The 20,013-nt window shown below is 61.7% G+C and carries 16 protein-coding genes; 9 read left to right on the forward strand and 7 right to left on the reverse strand.

Features of this window, described 5'->3' with window-relative positions:
• Window positions 1–145 precede the first annotated feature (145 nt).
• On the forward strand, window positions 146–1,486 hold the full coding sequence (locus U5A52_RS20125; RefSeq protein WP_321935988.1) for an LLM class flavin-dependent oxidoreductase: 1,341 nt from the start codon (window positions 146–148) through the stop codon (window positions 1,484–1,486).
• Between the two features lie 266 nt (window positions 1,487–1,752).
• On the opposite strand, the gene U5A52_RS20130 is transcribed toward U5A52_RS20125, so the two are convergent.
• From U5A52_RS20130 to U5A52_RS20155, 6 genes are all read right to left on the reverse strand, one after another.
• Entirely contained in the window at window positions 1,753–2,031 is a 279-nt protein-coding gene (locus U5A52_RS20130; protein ID WP_321935989.1) for a hypothetical protein, read from the reverse strand.
• Between the two features lie 2 nt (window positions 2,032–2,033).
• Complete coding sequence (locus tag U5A52_RS20135; RefSeq protein ID WP_321935990.1) at window positions 2,034–2,381, reverse strand: hypothetical protein; 348 nt, start codon at window positions 2,379–2,381, stop codon at window positions 2,034–2,036.
• Between the two features lie 525 nt (window positions 2,382–2,906).
• Window positions 2,907–3,725, reverse strand: a complete 819-nt coding sequence (locus tag U5A52_RS20140; protein WP_321935991.1) for an alpha/beta hydrolase — start codon at window positions 3,723–3,725, stop codon at window positions 2,907–2,909.
• Between the two features lie 488 nt (window positions 3,726–4,213).
• Window positions 4,214–7,312 (reverse strand): efflux RND transporter permease subunit, encoded by a 3,099-nt coding sequence (locus U5A52_RS20145; protein ID WP_321935992.1) that lies wholly within the window; start codon window positions 7,310–7,312, stop codon window positions 4,214–4,216.
• A complete protein-coding gene (locus U5A52_RS20150; RefSeq protein WP_321935993.1) occupies window positions 7,309–8,430 on the reverse strand; it encodes an efflux RND transporter periplasmic adaptor subunit in 1,122 nt (373 codons plus the stop codon). Before U5A52_RS20150 ends, U5A52_RS20145 begins: the two co-directional genes overlap by 4 nt.
• 76 nt (window positions 8,431–8,506) lie before the next feature.
• Entirely contained in the window at window positions 8,507–9,124 is a 618-nt protein-coding gene (locus tag U5A52_RS20155) for a TetR/AcrR family transcriptional regulator (protein WP_321911192.1), read from the reverse strand.
• Window positions 9,125–9,222: 98 nt separating this feature from the next.
• Between U5A52_RS20155 and U5A52_RS20160 the strand changes: the two genes are divergently transcribed.
• The 8 genes from U5A52_RS20160 (at window position 9,223) to U5A52_RS20195 (ending at window position 18,316) form a co-directional block, all read left to right on the forward strand.
• Entirely contained in the window at window positions 9,223–10,692 is a 1,470-nt protein-coding gene (locus U5A52_RS20160; RefSeq protein WP_321911193.1) for an efflux transporter outer membrane subunit, read from the forward strand.
• Window positions 10,693–11,241: 549 nt separating this feature from the next.
• The gene (locus tag U5A52_RS20165) at window positions 11,242–12,711 is read left to right on the forward strand and encodes a catalase (protein ID WP_321911195.1); all 1,470 of its coding nucleotides are present in this window, start codon (window positions 11,242–11,244) and stop codon (window positions 12,709–12,711) included.
• A gap of 66 nt (window positions 12,712–12,777) precedes the next feature.
• Window positions 12,778–13,419, forward strand: a complete 642-nt coding sequence (locus U5A52_RS20170) for an HD domain-containing protein (RefSeq protein WP_321935994.1) — start codon at window positions 12,778–12,780, stop codon at window positions 13,417–13,419.
• Window positions 13,420–13,590: 171 nt separating this feature from the next.
• The gene (locus U5A52_RS20175; protein ID WP_321935995.1) at window positions 13,591–14,337 is read left to right on the forward strand and encodes a glucose 1-dehydrogenase; all 747 of its coding nucleotides are present in this window, start codon (window positions 13,591–13,593) and stop codon (window positions 14,335–14,337) included.
• 996 nt (window positions 14,338–15,333) lie between these two features.
• Complete coding sequence (locus tag U5A52_RS43300) at window positions 15,334–15,648, forward strand: AraC family transcriptional regulator (protein WP_415764311.1); 315 nt, start codon at window positions 15,334–15,336, stop codon at window positions 15,646–15,648.
• A gap of 243 nt (window positions 15,649–15,891) precedes the next feature.
• The gene (locus U5A52_RS20185) at window positions 15,892–16,713 is read left to right on the forward strand and encodes an alpha/beta hydrolase (RefSeq protein WP_321935997.1); all 822 of its coding nucleotides are present in this window, start codon (window positions 15,892–15,894) and stop codon (window positions 16,711–16,713) included.
• Between the two features lie 104 nt (window positions 16,714–16,817).
• Window positions 16,818–17,741 carry an MBL fold metallo-hydrolase gene (locus tag U5A52_RS20190; RefSeq protein WP_321911201.1) on the forward strand — a complete coding sequence of 308 codons (924 nt, stop codon included), beginning with the start codon at window positions 16,818–16,820 and terminating at the stop codon, window positions 17,739–17,741.
• A 29-nt stretch (window positions 17,742–17,770) separates the two neighbouring features.
• Window positions 17,771–18,316 carry a carbonic anhydrase gene (locus tag U5A52_RS20195; protein ID WP_321911203.1) on the forward strand — a complete coding sequence of 182 codons (546 nt, stop codon included), beginning with the start codon at window positions 17,771–17,773 and terminating at the stop codon, window positions 18,314–18,316.
• A gap of 296 nt (window positions 18,317–18,612) precedes the next feature.
• Here U5A52_RS20195 and U5A52_RS20200 read toward each other — a convergent pair whose 3' ends face one another.
• Window positions 18,613–19,797: an endo-1,4-beta-xylanase gene (locus tag U5A52_RS20200; protein WP_321935998.1), complete on the reverse strand. Its 1,185-nt coding sequence runs from the start codon at window positions 19,795–19,797 to the stop codon at window positions 18,613–18,615.
• Window positions 19,798–20,013 lie beyond the last annotated feature (216 nt).

Here is a 20,013-nt window from a genome sequence, read left to right on the forward strand (position 1 = left end):
TCGGGCTGCCCCGGGGCCGAGGTGAAAAGCCTGCGAAATCGGGCGGCAATCCCGAACGCGGCCCAATGTGACGTCCAGCGCAATGCGCCGATCCGGCGTATCGTTGGTGCTCCCTGTTTCCCGATGACGCCCTCGGCGCTCCACCATGAAACGTCAACGACAACTGCATCTCGGTGCCTTCATGCGCCCAGTCAGCCTGCATACCGGCGCGTGGCGTCATCCGGGCGCGTGGCCGGACGCCAACTTCAACCTGACGCACCTGAGGCGCTGCATCCAGACGCTCGAACGCGCTCGCTTCGACGCATTCTTCATGGCCGATCATCTTGCAGTCCTGAACATGCCGATCGAGTCGCTCAAGCGCAGCCACACGGTGACGTCGTTCGAGCCGCTCACGCTGCTGTCCGCGCTCGCCATGGTTACCGAGCGCATCGGCCTCGTCGCGACCGCTTCGACGACGTTCGAGGCGCCCTATCACGTCGCGCGCCGATTTGCCTCGCTCGATCACCTGAGCGGCGGGCGCGCCGGATGGAATCTCGTGACCACTTCGAATCCGGACGCCGCCCTGAATTTCGGCCTCGACGAGCACGTGGAGCACGATGCCCGCTATCACCGCGCGCGCGAATTCTTCGACGTCGTCACGGACCTATGGGACAGCTGGGCTGACGACGCGTTCGTGCGCGATGCCGAAAGTGGCCTGTATTTTGACCCGCAAAAGCTGCACGTCCTCGGCCACAAGGGCGAACATTTTTCCGTGCGCGGCCCGCTGAATATCGCGCGCCCGGTGCAGGGCTGGCCCGTCGTCGTGCAGGCCGGTTCGTCGGAGGCCGGCCGCCAGTTGGCCGCCGAAACGGCCGAAGCCGTGTTCACGGCGCAATCGTCGCTCGACGCCGCCAAGCGCTTCTATGCCGACGTCAAAGGACGGCTCGATGCGCTCGGCAGGCAGCGTGATCACCTGAAGATTCTCCCTGGTGCGTTCGTCGTGGTAGGCGATTCGCTCGAGCAAGCGCGCGAGAAGCGCGAGCGCCTCGATTCGTTCGTGCATTACGACAGCGGTATCGCATCGCTGTCGATCGCATTGGGCCATGACGTTTCGGGCCTCGAGCCCGATGGGCCGCTGCCCGAAATTCCAGAGAGCAATGCAAGTCGCACGTCCCGGCAACGTGTGATCGAAATGGCCCAAACTGAAGGGCTGACGGTGCGCCAGCTTGCACAACGCGTTGGCGGCTACTCCGGCTTGCAGATGACCGGCACGCCGGAGATGATCGCCGACGAAATGGAGCAATGGCTGGTAGAGGAAGGCTCGGACGGGTTCAACGTCATGTTTCCGTACCTGCCGGACGGGCTCGACGATTTCGCGCAGAAGGTCGTGCCCGAATTGCAGAGGCGCGGCATTTTCAGGCGCGAATACGAAGGGACGACGCTGCGCGATCATCTGGGCCTCCCGCGTCCGGACAACCGATTTTTCCCGGTACGCGACGCGACCTGAGATTCGCCTGAGTGGCCCGTGTCCTGCCGATGCCGCGCGACACGCAACCCGTGCGCATCGCGTCTCGCCTGCACGGGCGCCCGGCCAGTGTGTGCACGGCGCGCTCGCCCCCCGACAAGCCGGTACGCCAAAAGCGCCGATTGCGCAATAAAGTGTCCGGCGAGGTCGTCCCTCTCCCGTGCTCCTCTTCAGGCTGACGGTGTGGTCCAGGATCCGTGAGGCGGATTGCTCTGATGAGTGCGATAAAGATTGCTTACCCTGCTTCGTTAAGAAACAACCATCGAGAAGACTTTCTCCCGAAAGCGACCTGACCGGACTTTGCGGTCAAGCACAAGCAGGACGAGATCTCTGCCCTGCCGGTACAGGGTACCCTCTTCCAGCCGCTGCATGCGCTCGAATGGCCTGCCGCTACCCATGCTCGTTTCGAGGAACAGGGGCCATTCGTCCAAGCCCAGACAAAGATCCCTGGCAGGGATCGAATACTTCAGGAAGGAACGTGTAGGTTCAACGTCCTCCCAGTGAATGATTTTGGGTTTGCAGTTCATGATCAGTATTGCTCAGGGTGGTGTCCAAGGGCCGCCATCGCATGAAAGGCCGCGTAGACCGGGTCCATCGTGGGCGACTTTTTCGCAGTGTCCGTCGATTGGTGCATGCGTGGTGCCCGGTCTTTGACGGGTGCCAGGCCACGCTTGAAATGGCGCTCGCCACTTCGGCTGTCGCGCTGCGAAACATGCACGTCGCCGCTCAACACCAGTGCCCTAAGCACGTTTGTTAGTCGCCGGCCAGCTACACCCGAGGCTGCCGCCAACTGCGCGACGCTCTGTTGCGCTCCATCAGCTAGCACATCCAGCAATCGCGCTTCCAGCGTCCCGACAAATTGTTGTTCGGTCGTCATCGCCCCTCCGTCTTTCAAGTTGATAAATCAACTATAATTGAAACTGTAAGTAATTTGTATGCGTCGGTGAGTCGCCAATGGCCGTTTAAATCTGGGTGTGGACCTTCCGAAAACGCTGACCATGCACCCGCAAACGTGGGGAGATACCGCGGGCAGTTGTACCCCCGTAGGCAGACATTGGTGTAGTGCCAGTCTGAAAGGCTGTTCAGAGTCGAAATACGTCCGCCCAGCGACGCATGCTCAGAGTGGCTCGTCAACGCCCGGCGTCGGGGCACGCGCGACGTGGACGCGCGGCAACGGTCTGTCCGAGCCACGCATGGCGGCGCGCAGAGGGGTGACGGGGCGAAGGAGGTCGCGAGTGCGCGCCCGCCTGGATCCTTCTCTCTATTCGCGCGAGTTGAAAGTTGGGGAAGCCGCGCCCAAAGCGCATCGACCTGATTTTCGTCTGTTACGAGACGAATCACAGAACGAATCGACGCCGAGATCTAGCAGATGCTCAGCGCCGTCAGCAGTCCCTTCGTCCAGTCAGGATCTGATAAACGCGAGAAGGTCGGGGTTGAGGACGTCCGCGTGGGTGGTCAGCATGCCATGCGGGAAGCCAGGGTATGCCTTCAGCGTACCGTTCGCGAGCAGGTCGACCGCGCGCGGCACCGAACTGGCGAATGGGACGATTTGGTCGTCTTCGCCGTGCATGACGAGGACCGGCACACTGATCTTCTTCAGATCTTCGGTGTAGTCCTCCAGCCAGGAGAAGACGGTCTCATAGTGGGCCTGGGCGCTGCCGGCCATGCCCTGGCGCCACCAGTTCGCGATCACTGCCTCAGACGGCTTGGCGCCCGGACGGTTGAATCCGTAGAACGGACCCTCCGGGACTGCCCGGTAAAACTCCGACCGGTTGCCAAGCACGCCCGACTTAACCGCTTCGAACCACTCTTGCGGCTGACCGCCGGGGTTCGCGTCGGTTTTCACCATGTTCGGCGTCAACGAGGCCACCAGCACTGCCTTGGCGACCCGCTCCTGGTGGCGAGCGACGTAGCGGGCCACCTCACCGCCGCCGGTGGAGTGGCCGATGTGGATCGCGTCGCGAATATCGAGTTGCTCGGTCAGTGCAGCGAGGTCGGCGACCCAGTGGTCCATGTCGTTGCCGGTGCCGACCTGGTCGGACCGACCGTGCCCGCGCCGGTCATGGGCGATCACCCGGTAGCCGTGGTGCAGGAAGAACATCATCTGGGCGTCCCAGTCGTCGGCCGACAGGGGCCAGCCATGGCTGAAGAGGATCGGCTGACCGGACCCCCAATCCTTGTAGAAGATTTCTACCCCATCCGGGGTAGTGATCGTAGGCATCGCTGGCACCTCCTCTCGTGGTTTGTCCTGTGGCATCTCGCGGGGTCCACACCGTAGAACACGCTCCTGGGTATGCCGCCAGAAGCGTAGTCAATTTGTCAGCATCGCTGTAGGGAGTTTCAGCGGCGGTACGTTGGATACCGCACATTCCGTCTGGATTTTTTCAGTCCACCCGATCCCTGACTTTCGCCCCGCGCCCGGGAATGTTTTGAACGAAAGCTAACGGCGAAATCACCGAGCGCGCGATCGGCCAGGAGGCGCCATACAATCACGTCGTCGCTTGTTGCAAAACCCCTAAATTCGGATGTTCCACAGCCGATGCGCTCAGGTTTGGTTTGCTTCCGCGGAACGTCGGTTTGAGTGTCCTGCCAATACCGCAGTCGTCTTGAGGACTTCAGACACGGAGTTGCTTCCTGTCCGAATGCCTCGTTGAGGGCCCGCATCGACGAGCCCCGGGCGAAACCAGCATCGCCCGGGTGTGGACATGTCTACATAATCGCACTGGCACTGGGTTCGAGCGCGGAGTGGTTTTCCCCTGCACCGGGCCGGATCTTGAACCAGATCGAATACATCGCCGGCAGAAACACCAATGTCAGAATCGTGCCGGCGAACGTCCCTCCTATCAGCGTATAAGCCAACGTGCCCCAAAATACGGAATGGGTCAGCGGAATGAAGGCGAGCATCGCGGCTAGCGCGGTCAGGATCACAGGCCTGGAGCGCTGGAGGGTGGCCTCCACCACCGCGTCGAACGGCGTCATGCCCTCGCGCGCGTTCTGCTCGATCTGGCCGATCAGGATGAGCGTATTGCGCATCAGGATGCCGGAGAGCGCAATGAGCCCCACCAGCGCATTGATCCCGAAGGGCTGGTCGAACAGCAGCAGTGTCGGCACAACGCCGATCAAACCCAGCGGACTGGTCGCGAACACCATCATGGTCGCGGCAATCGAGCGCGTCTGGAAAATGATGATGAGCAGGGTCAGCGCGATCATGATCGGGAACAGGGGTGCGAGCGCCTTCGTCGCCTTGTTGGCTTCCTCGATGGAACCCGCCTCCTCTATCCGGTAGCCTTCTGGCAGCTTCGCGACAATAGGCTGAAGTTGCACGAGCATCGCGGTCGACACGTCGGGCGGTTGCAACCCCTCCGCGATATCGCCACGCACAGTGATCGTCGGCGTCCGATCGCGGCGGCGAAGAATCGGCTCTTCCATGCGGATATCGACCTTGCCGACCTGCGAGAGCGGCACGCGCTGACCTGCCGCGCCGATCAGCGTAAATCCGTCGATGCGCTGCGGATCGAGCCGGATGTCGCCCGCCGATCTCGCGACAAGTTCCACCGAACGAATGTCCTCGCGCACGTGCGTGACGGGAATGCCGGTCAGCAGGAATTGCAGTTGTTGTGCGACGGCGCTCGACGTCAAGCCGAACGCACCGAGTCGATTCTGATCCAGCGTGAAATGCACCGTGGGAACGCGCGGCCCCCAGTCGGCGTTCACCGTTCGCATCATCGGGCTCGCGTTCAGGGTCCGTTCGACCTGCGCGGCGATCGTGCGCAAGGTCTGGGAGTCCGGGCCCATGACCCTGAACGCAACGGGGTAAGGCGAGTAAGGGCCAAACACCAGTTGGGTAACGCGCACCTGAGCCCCTGGCACCAGGCCTTCGGCAATCACTTTGCGCAGACGGAATTTGAGCGCCTCCCGCTGCTTCTCGTCATTCGTGCGGATCACCATCTTCGCGAAGGATGAATCCGGCAACTCAGGCGACATCGCCAGATAGAAGCGCGGCGCCCCCTGCCCAATGTACGACGTCACGATCTTCGCTTCCGGCTGCTTCGCGAGCCAGGCCTCGACTTTCTCCGTCGCCGCGGAAGTTTGTTCGATCGACGTACCGTAAGGCATCTGCACTTCCACGAGTACTTCCGGGCGATCGGAGGTCGGGAAGAACTGCTTTTTCACGAGCCCCATGCCCATCACGGCAATCACGAACGAGCCCACCACGATCCCCGCGACCAGCCACTTTCGCCGGATCACACGCCCCAGGAACCGGCGAAAACGCTGGTAGTTCGGCGTGTTATAGATCGCGGCGTGGCCGCCTGCGATCACGGGAATGTCGGGCAACAGCTTGACGCCGAGATACGGCGTGAACACAACGGCCACGATCCATGAAGTCATCAAGGCGATGCCGACAATCCAGAACATGTTGCTCGTGTATTCGCCCGCCGTCGACCGCGCAAAGCCATTCGGCATGAAGCCGACGGCCGTGACCAGCGTGCCCGAGAGCATCGGCGCCGCCGTGTGGCTCCACGCATACGCCGATGCCTGAACACGGCTATAGCCCTCCTCCATTTTCACGACCATCATCTCGATGGCGATGATCGCGTCGTCGACAAGCAGGCCCAGCGCGAGAATCAGTGAACCCAGTGTGATGCGGTCGAAGCTCTTGCCCGTTGCGGCCATGACGACGAACACGCCCGCGAGCGTCAGCGGCACCGCAGCCGACACCACAATGCCGACACGCCACCCCATGCTCGCGAAGCTCACGACCATCACCACGAGCAGCGCAACGAAGAACTTGACCATGAACTCGTCGATCGCCGAATGAATATTGACGGCCTGATCGGTCACCTTCGTGAAACTCATCCCGAGCGGCAATCCGGCGTTGATCGACGCGACTTCCGTGTCGAGCGCCTGCCCCAGGCTGAGTCCGTTCCAGCCGTCCCGCATCACGACGCCAAGCAGTAGCGCCGGTTCGCCGTTATTGCGAATCTCAAAGCTAGCCGGGTCTTCGTAACCGCGCTCGACGCTCGCCACGTCTGAGAGCTTCAAGGTTCGGCCCTGAACGACGATGGGCGTGTCGCGGATGGTCTGCAGCTTGTCGAAAGCCCCTTCGACACGAATGAAAACCTGCGCGCCTTTGGTATCGATCGACCCCGCGGGCGTCAGCACGTTCTGGTTATTCAGGGCTGCGAAGATATCCTGAGGCGTCACGCCGAGCGTCGCGAGGCGGTCGTGCGAAAACGAAACATAGATCCGTTGCGCCTGCTCGCCGATAATGTTCACCTTCTTGACGCCCGGCACATGAAGGAGCCGCTGGCGCAGTCCCTCTGCGTCGCGCACCAGCAATCGTTGCGGCTCGCCTTTCGCCTTGAGCGCAAACAGCGCGAACGTCACATCGGAATACTCATCATTGACGAGCGGACCGATCACGCCGGGCGGCAGGCTGCCCGCTTCGTCGGAGAGTTTTTTGCGCGCCTGATAGAACTCCTCGGGAACGTCGGCGGGTGGCGTGCTATCGAGCAAGGTCACGGTGGTGAAGGCCAGCCCCGGGCGAGTATAGGTCTCGGTGCGGTCGTACCAGCGCAACTCCTGCATGCGCTTCTCGAGCGGCTCGGCCACCTGATCCTGCATTTCCTGCGCGGTAGCGCCCGGCCATGCTGTGATGACCGTCATCGACTTGACGGTGAATGGCGGGTCTTCGGCCCGCCCCAGTTTGAAGAAGGCAACGACGCCTGCGATGGAAATCAGAAGGATCAGAAACAGCGTGACCGAGCGCTCCCGCACCGCAAGCGCCGATAAATTGAAGCCGCTCATTGCGCAGCTCCTTGCCGGGAGACCGACGCCGTCGACACGGCATCGTGGGCGAGGCGCACGCGTTCTCCGTCGTGAATCAGCTGGGCGCCGAGCGCAACGACCTGGTCGCCTTCGTGAAGATCGCCGGTCACCGTTGCAGTGTCGTCGCTCAAGGCGGTGACACGAACCTTGTGCCAGCTCGCCCGCGCCTGCGATCTGTCGACGATCCAGACGCCCGTGCCCGTGCCCGGGTCGAACAAGGCGCCGACCGGCACTTCCATCGCGGCCGGTCCCTGGCTGGCATCGCCGGCCAGATCGATGGTCACGGTCGCACCGAGCGGCGCATTCGACAGCGCGCCCTCGAGTACGTACCTTGCCTCGTAGGTCCGCGTCAGCCGGTCGGCCGAATCCGAGAGCTGACGCAAGGCGGCGGGCACCGGCTTCTTGTCCGCGCCATACAGCGTCGCCTCGGCAATCGAGCCCGGTGCGGGACGCAGCGTCTCGGGAAGCTGGACGACGGCCTCGCGGGGCCCGGCATGCGCGAGACGCACGACGATCTGCCCCGGCGCAACCACTTGACCCGGCTCTGCCAGCGTCTCTACCACCACGCCGTCGGCGTCCGCCACGAGAACGGCGTATCCGGACGCGTTGCTGGCGAGCGCCGCCTGCGCCTTCGCCGCGACGAGTTGCGCGCTCGCGGAATCGGCGGCCGCCTTGAGCTGCTCATAGGTCGACGCCGACACCGCGCCGGCCGCAACGAGATCCCGATAGCGCGCCTCGTCGGCGGCCGTCTGCGTCGCGCGTGCCTGTGCGGCATCCACGAGTTCCTGCTGCGAGCGGGCCTGCAATCCCAGATCAATCGGGTCGATGCGCATCAGCGGCTGGCCGCGCTTGACCGATTGGCCCACGTCGACCAGACGCTCAATGACCTTTCCCTGAACCCGGAAGCCGAGATCGCTCTGAACGCGAGCGCCCACGACGCCCGAAAACGACCGGCTTGCGCCAGACGCGCCGTGGACAGCGCTTGTCTGCACGAGCGGCGCCTCGGTACGCGGATCAGCGGCAGGCCGCTCGCCGCACGCCGCGAGGGCGAGCGAAACCAGGCTCAGTGCGCAGACAAAATGATGGTGCCGAAACATGAGGTCGCCCCTCGCAAAGAACAGGAGGCCTCATTTTGATTCCAGTGACTATTTCAGTCAATAGTCACTATCAAATTTATGGAGCAAGACTTCTGAGCACCAGGCTCGCGAGTTGAACCGTTGCCTCGTCGGCAGCATCAAGGTTGTACTGGAGCAGCAAAGGATTGAAGTAAGGCTTCATCACCAGAAAGATCGCATTCACAGCCTCGTCCAGTGGCGTCTTGCGCTCGAATTCGCCGGTTTCGCGTCCGAGCCGCAGGATATCGGCAATGAGTTGCCGGATCTGTTCTTCATAGCCTGCGACGGAAGGCCAGGGCGAGCCGGCCGCCACGGCGGCGATATCGTAGAGCTTGCGATCCTGGAAGAAAAGCTGGCTTCCTGCTGCCAGCAAGGTCTTGAACATACGTCGAAATTTTTCCGTCGCGCTGTGCGCGTCGTCGACGTTTTCGCTGACGGCCGCAATCATGGCCGCGAGGCGATTGGCGCAGATGACTTCGCCGATCGCCTGTTTCGAGTCGAAAAATTTGTAGATATAGGCCTTCGAAAACCCGATTTCCTTCGCAAGGTCGGAGACCGTGGTCTTTTCATAGCCGTAGCGACTGAAGTATTCCGTTGCGGCTTCGACGATCTGGGCACGAACTTCGTGGTCTGAGGGGCCACGGGACGGGGAGGCGGTGGGAATGGGCTTGTTCATGTCTCAAGCTTAGCCCCTCACCCAGCAGTTGACAACTTGTGACCATATTGTATATTGGTCACACTTTCACCGCTTCCGATGTCGCTCCCGAGATGATCATGTCTTTGCGCCGTCCACTCGCTCTCCTGACTAGCGTCGCCGCCCTTTCGGCCTGCGCCGTGGGTCCCGACTACCATCGCCCGGATGCGCCGCTGGCGCAGCGCTATGCGACCCAGCCGCCGTCCGCCAGCGCTGCAAAGGCTCCGGCTGCCGATCTGTCAGCATGGTGGGAAGGCTTCAACGACCCGCTGCTTACGCACTATGTTTCTCTGGCGCTGGCCCAGAATCTGGACCTGGCCCAAGCCGTGGCGCAAATCGCTCAGGCGCGCGCGCGCCTCGGCACGGCCAACGCCGCGCTGCTTCCCTCAGCCTCGGTTTCGGCCACGGCGGCGCGAGCCTACCAGTCGGTCGACACGCCGGTGGGCCAGTTGCTCAATGCCACGCCGGGTTACGAGCGCTGGGGCACCGAGTACGAAACCAACCTGGAGGCCGGTTGGGAGATCGACATTTTTGGCGGCCTGCGGCGCCAGCGTGAAGCCGCGCTCGCCGACTATTCGGCGACGCAGGCGGCGGCGGTCGCCACCCGGCTCGCCGTCGCGGCCCAGACTGCGGATATCTACGTCACGATACGCGGCCTCCAGGCGCGTCTGGATATCGCAAACCGGCAGGTGCAGACGCAGCAGGCGCTGCTTGCGGACGTGCAACTCCTGTATTCGAAGGGTGCGGCCGCCGACTATCAGGTTCAGCAGGCGCAAGGCTCGCTCGACCAGGTTCAGGCCAGTGTGCCCGTCCTCGACGCGGCGCTGGATGCAGCGTCGAATTCCCTCGACGTGATGTTAGGTGCGCCGCCCGGCACGCACCGGGCAGAGTTGAACCCGCCGTCGTTGATCCCTGTTGCGCCCACGCTCGCGGATTTGGGCACGCCGGCCGAACTGCTGCAAAGACGCCCCGATCTGATCGCCGCAGAACGTCACCTCGCCGCCGCCAATGCGCGCATTGGCGCTGCGATCAGCGAGTACTACCCAACGGTCTCGCTGAACGCCTTCCTCGGCAGCGCGACCGCGGCCGCGGCCGGCACGTTGTTCTCGGGCGGCGCCAGCCAGGCGGCCGGGCTCGTCGGGCTGCGCTGGCGCCTGTTCGATTTCGCGCGCATCAACGCCGATGTCAACGAGGCGAAAGGCGCCGACGAGCAAGCGCTCGCGGCTTATCGCCAGTCCGTCCTCCGAGCCACCGAGGACGTGGAAAATTCGCTTTCGTCATTGGTGAATCGCGAAGCACAAGCGGCCACGCTGACGCACGCGGAATCGTCCTTATCCAAGGCCAAGGACTCGTCGATGACCGCGTACCGGAGCGGCGCGGCGAGCTTCATCGATGTATTGCACGCCAACGAAACCCTGCTCCAGGCCGCCGACGCGCGCGCGCAAGCGCAAACGGAATCCGCGCATGCAGCGATCTCGACGTTCAAGGCGCTCGGCGGTGGCTGGGATCCGGTCTCGCTCCAGATGCCGCCGTCGCTGTCTTCGCGCTGACGAAGCCACCCGGTGGTGGAGCGCGCAACGAAAATCGATACAAGCCTTGCGACCATCGCTTCGAACTGCGGCCTTTTCGCTCAGAGGCAGTTTTCGCGGGTGTTCTCGCGCCTCGAAGGGTGCGGGCCGAAGCACCGGCGCCAACAGAAGCGATAGCGTCGGGTATGCGCAAGCGTCGTTATCGACGCTTGTACGTCCGCGCGATGCTCGCCGACACACAACGCGCCGGAATTCCCTCGCCTTCGCCATTCCCCTGCAACACGAGCGACCGCAACAGATGCGCGACGACCGCCCGCGATTTGTCCATCGAATCGTTGTTTTATCCAAGATCGGTCTGGCACCCAACAGGTACGCTTTCTCCACATCGACGAGTCGATGCCTCTGCCCCTCATCGCCCGTTGATCGAGAGGCCACCGCAGCGCGGCAGTTTCGTCACTCGCCGCGCCCGCAGCAATAGCACGCTGATTTGCCCGTAAAGCCTCGCGCGTGCGCCAGCCTGGAACGCTACGGCGCTGCGCCGGTCCCGCACAACCTTCCTGGAGTCGTGGCATGACAAATCGCGATACGTCTACGCGTCTTGATCACGCAACGGGTGCGCCCGTTGTCGACAATCTGAACATCGAAACGGCCGGGCCGCGTGGTCCCGCGCTGCTGCAGGATATCTGGCTGATCGAAAAGCTCGCGCACTTCGACCGCGAGGTCATTCCTGAACGACGCATGCACGCCAAAGGATCGGGCGCCCACGGCGTGTTCACCGTCACGCACGACATCACGCAGTACACCAGGGCGAAACTCTTTTCGGAAATCGGCAAGACCACGCCGGTATTCCTGCGCTTCTCGACCGTGGCCGGCGAGCGCGGCGCCGCCGACGCCGAGCGCGATATCCGGGGCTTCGCAGTGAAGTTCTACACGGAAGAAGGGAACTGGGACATTGTGGGCAATAACACGCCGGTGTTCTTTTTCCGTGACCCGCTGCGTTTTCCCGACCTCAACCATGCGATCAAGCGCGACCCGCGCACGGGACTGCGCAGCGCAAACAGCAACTGGGACTTCTGGACGCTTTTGCCGGAGGCGCTCCACCAGGTCACGATCGTCATGAGCGATCGAGGTATTCCGCGCAGCTATCGCCACATGCACGGATTCGGCAGCCATACGTTTAGTCTTGTCGATGCCGACAATCGCAGGACGTGGGTAAAGTTTCACCTTCGTACGCAGCAAGGCATCGAAAATCTGACCGATAGCGAAGCGGAGCACCTTGTGGGCAAGGATCGCGAGACGCATGGCCGCGATCTTTACGAGAGCATAGAGCGCGGCGACTTTCCTCGTTGGACACTCTTCATTCAGGTGATGAACGATGATGAGGCCCGGTCTCTGCCATTCAATCCGTTCGATCTCACCAAGGTCTGGCCGAAAGGCGATTTCCCCTTGATCGAGGTGGGCGTTCTCGAATTGAACCGCAACCCCGGCAACTTTTTCGCCGAGGTCGAACAGGCTGCTTTCTCGCCCGCGAACGTGGTCCCCGGGATTGGCTTCTCGCCCGACAAGATGCTCCAGGCGCGCCTCTTCTCCTATGGCGACACGCAACGGTATCGGCTCGGCGTGAACTTCAATCACATTCCCGTCAATGCGCCGAAGTGCCCCGTCCACAGCTACCACCGCGACGGCGCCATGCGCACCGACGACAACCTCGGCGGCACACCGTCTTACTACCCAAACAGTTCCGGCGAGTGGGAGGTGCGTCCCGAACTTCACGAACCGCCGCTGCGAATCGACGGCGACGCCGCCCATTGGGACCATCGGGTGGACGTGGATCATTTCGCGCAGCCCGGCGATCTGTTTCGTCTGATGAGCAAGGCGCAGCAGCAGTTGCTGTTCGATAACACCGCTCGCCAGATGGCCTCCGTTCAGGCGCATATCCAGGAACGCCACATCCTCAATTGCTCGAAGGCCGACCCCGAATACGGCGCGGGCGTTCGCGAGGCCCTCGCAAGACACAGGGCGATGACTGCAACGAAGTAGCAGACCATTCGCGCGCGGCGTCTGCCAGGACGTCAACGCGCGCTCACATCTCGATGGAGAAACGTCATGTCACAGTTCGTTCAGGATGTCTCCGTACCCGACAGTCAGCTCGCACGGGAAATTACCGAGTTCGTGCGCGACACGTCCAGCCCGCTGCTCTTTCATCATTCGAGCCGGGTGTATATGTTCGGCGCACTGGAGGGCCTGCGCCGCGGCCTGAAATTCGATCCGGAACTGTTGTACGCGGGCGCCATGTTTCATGACGTGGGCCTGGCCGGTGCGTACAGCAGCGCCGCCGAGCGATTCGAAGTCGACGGGGCCAATGCAGCCCGCGACTTTCTCTCGGCCCGGGGCATCACCGCGAGCGACATCGATCTGGTCTGGACGGCCATCGCATTGCACACCACGCCCGGCATTCCACGCCATATGCACCCGATCGTCGCGCTGGTGACGGCCGGTGTCGAGATGGACGTGCTCGGACTCTCCTACCACGAGTTTTCCCACGAGGAACGCGAAGCCGTGACGCACGCGCATCCGCGCCCGCCCCACTTCAAGGAGGCAATCATTCAGGCCTTCTACGACGGCATCAAACACAAACCGGAGACCACCTTCGGCAACGTGAAAGCCGACGTAATCGCCGACAAGGAGCCGCATTTCCATCGCGGCAATTTCTGTTCGGTGATCCGAAATTCGCCGTGGCCGGGCTAAAGAAAAAGTCCTGCGGGACGATACGCGGCGATTCGTGCTACGCCATGCGATTGGCACTCCGATATCGCGACGCCGCATCGGCCCGGGGTGGCAGAAAACATTGGCGATCGCATCGTACGCGACGCGACGTCGGCTTCTATCAGCGGATTCATTCACACTGAGGTGAAAATCATGAGCAAGCTTGCAGGGAAAGTGGCGGTTGTCACCGGCGCGTCGAAAGGGATCGGCGCGGCCATTGCGAAGGCGCTTGCGGCAGAGGGAGCGTCGGTTGTCGTGAACTACGCGAGCAGCAAGAGTGGCGCGGATGCCGTGGTGTCCGCCATCACCACGGCCGGAGGCAAGGCGATTTCCGTGGGCGGAGACGTATCGAAGGCCGCCGACGCAAAAGGCATCGTCGAAGCGGCAATCGAAACCTATGGCCGCCTCGACATCCTCGTCAACAATTCCGGCGTCTATGAATTCGCGCCTATCGACGCGTTCACGGAAGCGCAATACCGCAAACAGTTCGACATCAACGTGCTCGGTGTTTTGCTCACCACGCAGGCTGCCGTCAAGCATCTTGGCGAGGGCGCAAGCATCATCAACGTCAGCTCGGTCGTCTCGACGCTCACGCCCGCCACGACCGCCGTGTACAGCGGCACCAAGGGAGCGGTCGATTCCATCACCGGCGCGCTCGCACGCGAACTCGGGCCGCGCAAGATTCGCGTGAACACGATCAATCCAGGCGTGATCGTGACCGAAGGCGCACAGCTCGCCGGAGTGATCGGATCGGAGTTCGAAAGTTCGGCGGTCAGCCAGACGCCGCTCGGGCGCGTGGGCAGACCGGACGACGTGGCGTCGATCGCGGTTTTCCTCGCCTCCGACGATGCAAAGTGGTTGACGGGCGAACATATCATCGCCAGTGGCGGGATGCGATGAGGCAGGTTCGCGAAACTGCGCATGCATGGTCGTTCTCCTCGAATCCGCGAAACAAACGTCACGTTCGTTCTGGATTCCGCAGGTTTTAGTGTGTTGCCACGTCTAGTTGAAGCGTGACGACCGAGCGGCGCTGACACAAATTGACCACGCACGCGCTTAGCGGTAACGCACATTCGCAGGTCACCACCCTCCCGCCCGGTCAGTTATGGCAAGCCTGGCGGCGACTCCGGGCGCCGGCCGTCAGGCATTTCAGACGACGGCGCCCGGTTAGCGCAGCAGAAATAAAATTCGGTTAGATTAGCGATTCCTTCTTTGCACCTGATACCCCGCAACGGCAGAGCCGTCGGCACGGTCCCTTCGCGAGCGAGATCGATGAACGAAAGAAGCCCTGTGGATCTGAACCCGCCGTCTCTGGAGGAGGCGCTCGCCAAGCGGTTCAACCTGCTGGAAGCGCCGACCGTGCGCGCAGGCATCGTTTCGCAAGGCCCCCCGATCTCTTTCTCGAGGCTGACAAACAACCGGCCGCAACCCGGACGTTCTCTGACGCCACAACCGGAAAAGGCATTCGTCTTTCAAATTCCGCTTATTGCGTGTCCGGATTCCGACGTACGTTGTTCAGGTGCAAGCGTCTACGGGTCGACATCCTGCGTACCGGGCTACAGCTATCTGCTTGATCTGCGCGCGGGGCCGACGCGCCGGCTCGACTTGCCATTCGACAATATCCGGCTCTATCTCTCGCAGAGCACGATCGAGGAGTTTGCCTGGCAAAAAGGGCGACGGCGCATCGGGGGTCTCATGCAACGCGAATTCGGCGCGAGCGACCCTGTCCTGTATCGCCTTTCACAAACACTGCAGGCTGTTCTGGAAAAATCGGACACGGCGAGTTCATTGTTTGTCGACTACATCGCCCTCGCCTTTTGCGAGCACGTGGTGATGCGGTATGGCAATGCCAATAGATCGAACCGCCCTCGCCGCGCTGGACTCGCGCCGTGGCAGATGCGGCGAATCGAAGAATTTTTCGACGCTCACCTGCACGGCAATCCGTCCATTCTCGACCTGGCGCGCCAGTGCAACCTCTCCACGAGCTATTTCACCGATGCGTTCAAACAAACAACCGGGCTCACACCCCATCAGTGGCTGCTGAAGCACCGGATCGAACGAGCGAAATCCCAATTGCGCGAAACCGACGCGAGCCTTGCCACCATCGCGTCCAACTGCGGCTTTTTCGACCAGAGCCACTTCTCACGTGTGTTTTCGCGCCTTGAAGGATGCGGGCCGAGGGAGTGGCGTCAGCACAATCGCAGACGCTAGGTTCACGCCAACATCGCCGTTGACAGCTTCGAAGCCGAACCCGTTCGACTTTTGCAGCAACCGCCCGTGGTTTGTCCATCGTATCGTCGCTTCGTCCAAGACCACCCCGGTTCCGGCAGGTACGCTGGACATCCAGAACGCCGGTTTCAGCAGGGCGAACGATTCGCAATCACTGATTCGGCCCGATGGCCGTATTGCTCTGCCTGAAGTATCCCTTCCATTTTTATCAACAAGGAATACGTAATGAGCTATTTCAAGTCCACGGACGGCACCGAAATTTTCTACAAAGACTGGGGCACTGGCATCCCAATCGTCTTCTCCCACGGCTGGCCTCTCTGTGCCGACGCCTGGGATGCACAGATGCTGTTTTTCGGATCCAAAGGCTATCGCGTCATTGCGCATGATCGCCGCGGTCACGGCCGCTCCGGTCAGCCGTGGGAAGGCAACAACATGGATCAGTATGCCGACGACCTCGCAGCGTTATTAAATCATCTCGATCTAAAGGGAGCGGTCCTGGTTGGGCATTCGACCGGCGGCGGCGAGGTCGCCCATTACATTGGCCGTCATGGAACAGGGCGCGTTGCGAAGGCGGTACTGATCGGAGCCGTTCCGCCCATCATGCTGAAGACTACGGAAAATCCCGGGGGTCTGCCGATAGACGTATTCGATGGACTTCGTGCCGGAGTCGTCAACAATCGCTCGCAGCTCTACAAGGATCTGGCCGTCCCCTTCTACAACTTTAATCGTTCGGGTGTGGAAGTGCCGCAGGGGACGATTGATGCCTTCCAGGTTCAAGGGTTGATGGGCTCGATCAAAGGACAATTCGATTGCATTCGTGAATTCTCCGAAGTCGACTATACGGAGGATTTGAAAAGAATCGACGTCCCCCTCCTTATTCTGCATGGCGACGACGATCAGATCGTCCCCATCGACACATCGGCGCGACGATCGGTCGAAATCGCCCCGAACGCAAGACTCAAGGTTTACCCCGGCGGTTCGCACGGCATGGCCACGATAAACGCGAACGCAGTCAACCTGGATCTTCTCGAGTTCCTGGAAAACTGAACAGTTTGTCTGCGATGGTGTGCCTGTATAGCGATTCATACAGGCCTCGCGCAACAAATTGCACGCCCCGGCGAGGCTCGCGGGCGAGACAGAGGAGACGTCGCGTGGATCGATCACTTGAACACGCCATCGAGATCATCGTTCAGACTCGTGCCGGTCAACATAGGATGCCGGTCGTCCGTTCATTTTTTGACGAGGCCACGTTCACCGCGAGCTATGTCGTTCATGATCCGATTTCGCTTGCGGCAGCGATCATCGACCCCGTGCTCGACTTCAACGCGCCAACCTGCCGATATTCATCGAGGTCCGCCGAGGCCATCGTTGCGTATATTGAATCCGAGGGCCTTTCGACTGAATGGCTGCTCGAGACCCATGCGCATGCGGATCACCTGTCCGCCGCGCCTTTCCTGCAGGCTCGTGTCGGCGGCACGCTCGCAATCGGGCGTGCCATAACGACGGTGCAGCAAATCTTCGGCGACCTGTTCAACGCCGGGCCGGAGTTTGCGCGCGACGGCTCACAGTTCGATCATCTATTCGATGACGGCGAGGAATTCATAATCGGCTCGATCGGGTGCAGGGTGCTTGACGCGCCTGGCCATACGCCAGCCGGTGTCGCCTACGTAATCGGTGATTCCGTATTCTGCGGCAATACGTTGTTCATGCCGGACTATGGGACTGCAAGAACCGACCTGCCCGGCGGAGACGCGCGGCAACTTTTCCGCTCCATCCGGCGCTTACTCTGCCTTCCCGACGAAGCGCGACTTTTCTTGAGTCACGACTACAAAGCACCCGGCCGCGACACCTATGCCTGGGAAACAACCATCGGGGCCGAACGCATCGCAAACGTACATGCTCGTGATGGGATCACAGAGGGCGAGTTCGTCGCGGCACGCACCGCACGAGATGCAACGCTGGCCTTACCAAAGCTGATTCTTCAAGCGATGCAGGTGAATATGCGGGCCGGTGCACTTCCACCTGTGGAAAGCAACGGCAAGCGCTACCTCAGAATCCCGCTGAACACGATCTGATGCAGTCGGCTTCAGACAAGGAGAACGTCATGGACTACATCGACACCCTGATGCGCCGTAACGTCGAGTTTGCCGAAAAGAGCTTCAATCCTGACCTCCGGATGATGCCGACAAGCAAAACGTTAATCATTGGATGCGTAGACCCGCGCGTCGATCCCATGGATATATTCAAGCTCGCGCCCGGCGAGGCGGGGATCTTCCGTAACGTCGGCGGTCGAGTGAATCCTGCTGTATTTGAAACGCTCGGGATTCTGCGCACAGTAGCCGTTGCCGCAGGTGGGGACATTGGCCCCGACTGGAACCTCATCGTCTTGCACCATACCGACTGCGGCATTAAGCGGTGCTACTGTCATGAACCGCGGCGTCTGGCAGCATATATGGGTGTGGCGATAGATGAACTCGCAAGCCTGGAAATCAACGACCCGTATAAAGCTGTGGCGCTCGATGTGGCAGCCTTCCGGGCGAACACCGGTGCCTTCGGGGGGTACACGGTCTCGGGTCTGGTCTACGACGTTGAGACGGGCAACGTCGAGATTGTTGTTCCACCTTCTCGAACACGGTCAAACGCGGGCTAAACTCTCCGCGCAGAAAACAGGTTCGGCTTCGCGCTGCGCGTCTCGACGCCTTGTCGTCGTCTTCCCGAGCGGCCGGTGGTCGCTGGCAACCCACGCACGGGTGCATACTGAATCGGTGGCATCGGCAAGATGCCGCCGCCGGTTGCCAGGTCGCCACCGCGCACGCATGAAACCGCGCACGGTCAGCCCGACGGCTTCGAGGCCACTCTGAACGCGCTCGAGCAGGTCGGCTCCGACGAGCCTTGATGGCCCGCACACTAGCGGAGGTCATCTGCTCTCCGGCTTGAAGCGTGACGTTACGGCTGATAAGACGAATCGACGATCGTCCACAGCGCAGCCTTCGGCTTCAGGTTCGCATCGAAGGGCAACGGCAGGTTGTTGCGCGGCACCGGCGTCGACGTCAGCCACGTATGCTTGTCCGAATAGCCCCAGAACGTCACCGCCTTGATGCTCGGCTCCTGCTCGAACAGAGCGAACACCGCACGATATCGCTCGGCTTGCGCACGCATGATGTCGTTCGGCACGGGATGGCCGAGGTCCGGCAGACATGCATGCGGATTGCTCCAGCATTCGCCCGGATCGGTATAGAGACTCACGTCGAGCTCGGTCACCTGGTTTTCGAGGCCGAGTGCGGCGACGTCGTCGAACGCCTGCTTGATGTTCGGCAGCGGTGGCCATTTCACGCTGATATGCATTTGATGCCCGACCCCGTCAATCGGCGCACCCTGCGCGCGGAGATCGCGGATCACCGCGAGCAGCTTCGCGCGCTTGCCCGGATCGTCCGTGTTGTACTCGTTGATATAGAGCTTCACGTTCGGGTCCGCCGCGCGCGCCGCGCGCAAAGCGATCGCGATATAGTCCTTGCCGAGCGCGCGATACCACGGACTGTCTTCGCGATACACCTGATGCGGGTCGTCGCTGATCACTTCGTTGACCACGTCCCATGCATAGACCTTGCCGCGGAAGTGTGTGACGACGTCGGTTACATATCGATCGAGCCGCTTCGCCACGATGTCGTGATAGTGAGGGTCTTTTGGATCGCCGGCGAAGAACCAGGCCGGCGCTTCGGTCCAGTCGCCCGCCTTGAAGTGCCAAACGAGCGTATGGCCGCGCACCGCGATGCCGTGCGCCTGAGCAAACGCGACGATCTGGTCGGCCGGCTCGAAGTTGTACTGGCCTTCCGCAACGCCGATCGTGCCCGGCTTCATCTTGTTCTCGGCGGTGAGGCTCGAGAACTGTGCGGCGATGAGCGCCGCGTCGGCGGGACTGCCGATCGAATCGGGTTCGATCGCCGCGCCGACCTTGAAGTGCGCAGCCATCACACTGCGCAGTGGCGGCAACGCTTCAGCGGGCGCCGCGGCGAGCGGCGCCCCGTCGTGGGCCGCCACCGTCGGGTTGTTCGCGCAGCCCGCGGTCCATGCGAGCGTGCCAACGGCCACAGCTGCGCAGAGCACGCGTATCGAAGTCCTCGAAGGACGCATTGCTGGTCTCCTTGTGATGTGACGCTCGTCCGGGTGGTTTCTAACCACTTGCAACGTTATCGGTAACAACGCGAATGTTAGGCAGCGCCCCGCGGAGCAGCTATGAGGGATTTACCTGAGGTATGAACGAGGCGATGCAAGGTGAACGAGTGTCGAGCCGATCGTTCAAATCGAAGAACACAATACAAAAACTCGCGTGAAACTCGGTCCCAAGGC

The organism is Paraburkholderia sp. J8-2, from assembly GCF_905220195.1.
Lineage (GTDB): Bacteria > Pseudomonadota > Gammaproteobacteria > Burkholderiales > Burkholderiaceae > Paraburkholderia.